General features: G+C 43.1%; 2 tRNA genes and 2 rRNA genes (1 of these 4 cut by a window edge). All 4 read left to right on the top strand.

The features are described 5' to 3' along the window. Positions 1-356 precede the first annotated feature (356 nt). Positions 357-1,878, top strand: a 16S ribosomal RNA gene (locus TD18_RS09955). 85 nt (positions 1,879-1,963) lie between these two features. Continuing rightward, positions 1,964-2,037: transfer RNA gene (locus TD18_RS09950), tRNA-Ile, on the top strand. A gap of 85 nt (positions 2,038-2,122) precedes the next feature. Then, positions 2,123-2,196, top strand: a tRNA-Ala gene (locus TD18_RS09945). A gap of 152 nt (positions 2,197-2,348) precedes the next feature. After that, positions 2,349-2,636: ribosomal RNA gene (locus tag TD18_RS09940) — 23S ribosomal RNA — on the top strand (it continues 2,531 nt past the right edge of the window). Together the 16S and 23S rRNA genes with 2 tRNA genes alongside form the textbook arrangement of a ribosomal RNA operon.

The following is a 2,636-nucleotide window of genomic DNA, read 5'->3' as shown; positions in this document are numbered from 1 at the left end:
TAAAAATACTTTAAAAAAGATTTGGTTAAGACAAAAAAGGGGTTGTATATTTGCACCCGCTAAACGCGTTAGAGTTTAGAAAACGTTCACAAGTTTGATTTGAGTTTTATTGAGAAAAAAAAATAAAAAAAAGATCAAATAGTATTGTGGGAATAAAAAAAGGGTTTTATATTTGCACCCGCTTAAGGCTTAAAAGTTTTAAGAGAGATAAAAAAGTTCATTAACATATTGAATTGACAGCGTAAGAGAGTTATTGGAAACGATAATTTTCAAGACAAAAGAATAGACCATTTTGAGTACTGAAATTAAACAATTTCGATTAGTTGTTAAGATATAGTCGTAAGACTTAAAAATTAACGATGAAGAGTTTGATCCTGGCTCAGGATGAACGCTAGCGGCAGGCCTAACACATGCAAGTCGAACGGTAACATTGGTGCTTGCACCAGATGACGAGTGGCGCACGGGTGCGTAACGCGTATACAATCTACCTTTTACAGGGGGATAGCCCAGAGAAATTTGGATTAATACCTCATAGTATTATTTTATGGCATCATGAGATAATTAAAGATTTATCGGTAAAAGATGAGTATGCGTTCTATTAGTTAGTTGGAGTGGTAACGGCACCCCAAGACAGCGATAGATAGGGGCCCTGAGAGGGGGATCCCCCACACTGGTACTGAGACACGGACCAGACTCCTACGGGAGGCAGCAGTGAGGAATATTGGACAATGGAGGCAACTCTGATCCAGCCATGCCGCGTGCAGGAAGACTGCCCTATGGGTTGTAAACTGCTTTTATACAGGAAGAAACCACTCTACGTGTAGAGTTCTGACGGTACTGTAAGAATAAGGATCGGCTAACTCCGTGCCAGCAGCCGCGGTAATACGGAGGATCCAAGCGTTATCCGGAATCATTGGGTTTAAAGGGTCCGTAGGTGGATAATTAAGTCAGAGGTGAAAGTCTGCAGCTCAACTGTAGAATTGCCTTTGATACTGGTTATCTTGAGTTATTATGAAGTAGTTAGAATATGTAGTGTAGCGGTGAAATGCATAGATATTACATAGAATACCAATTGCGAAGGCAGATTACTAATAATATACTGACACTGATGGACGAAAGCGTGGGGAGCGAACAGGATTAGATACCCTGGTAGTCCACGCCGTAAACGATGGTTACTAGCTGTTCGGACTTCGGTCTGAGTGGCTAAGCGAAAGTGATAAGTAACCCACCTGGGGAGTACGTTCGCAAGAATGAAACTCAAAGGAATTGACGGGGGCCCGCACAAGCGGTGGAGCATGTGGTTTAATTCGATGATACGCGAGGAACCTTACCAGGGCTTAAATGTAGAGTGACAGGACTAGAGATAGTTTTTTCTTCGGACACTTTACAAGGTGCTGCATGGTTGTCGTCAGCTCGTGCCGTGAGGTGTCAGGTTAAGTCCTATAACGAGCGCAACCCCTGTTGTTAGTTGCCAGCATGTAAAGATGGGAACTCTAACAAGACTGCCGGTGCAAACCGTGAGGAAGGTGGGGATGACGTCAAATCATCACGGCCCTTACGTCCTGGGCTACACACGTGCTACAATGGTAGGGACAGAGAGCAGCCACTGGGTGACCAGGAGCGAATCTATAAACCCTATCACAGTTCGGATCGGAGTCTGCAACTCGACTCCGTGAAGCTGGAATCGCTAGTAATCGCATATCAGCCATGATGCGGTGAATACGTTCCCGGGCCTTGTACACACCGCCCGTCAAGCCATGGAAGCTGGGAGTGCCTGAAGTCCGTCACCGCAAGGAGCGGCCTAGGGTAAAATTAGTAACTAGGGCTAAGTCGTAACAAGGTAGCCGTACCGGAAGGTGCGGCTGGAACACCTCCTTTCTAGAGAAAGACGACTAAGCGAGATAAAGTAAGGAAAGATATAGTTTATTCTTTTGCTGTTAATTTAATTAATCTATTATAGTAGAGTCTCATAGCTCAGCTGGTTAGAGCGCTACACTGATAATGTAGAGGTCGGCAGTTCGAGTCTGCCTGAGACTACTAACTATAATAATATAAAGGAAATTCTAGAAGTTGAGGATTCTAAATTCAAAATTGAGAATTCTTAAGTTATAAGAATTACAATGGGGGATTAGCTCAGCTGGCTAGAGCGCCTGCCTTGCACGCAGGAGGTCATCGGTTCGACTCCGATATTCTCCACGATTCTGTTTAATTACAGAAAAAAGTTCATTGACATATTGAAAAAAGATACATAAAAATAAAGTATAGTTATTTATAATTATACAATTCGTAATTAGTTAAGGTTTACGAGCTTTTAACTAATTATAAACTCATTAAAAAGACAAAAAGTACAATAAGCTATATAAGAGCGTATGGGGAATGCCTAGGCTCTCAGAGGCGATGAAGGACGTGATAAGCTGCGAAAAGCTGCGGGGATTGGCACATACAAATCGATCCGCAGATATCCGAATGGGGCAACCCAGCATATTGAAGATATGTTATCCGTAAGGAGGCGAACCCGGAGAACTGAAACATCTAAGTACCCGGAGGAGAAGAAAACAAAAGTGATTCCGATAGTAGCGGCGAGCGAACTCGGATTAGCCCAAACCAGTATTGTTACGGCAATGCTGGGGTTGTAG

The sequence above is a fragment of the Psychroserpens mesophilus genome, from assembly GCF_000826645.1.
GTDB classification, from domain to species: domain Bacteria; phylum Bacteroidota; class Bacteroidia; order Flavobacteriales; family Flavobacteriaceae; genus Psychroserpens; species Psychroserpens mesophilus.
This window is presented reverse-complemented; position numbering and strand designations above follow the sequence as displayed.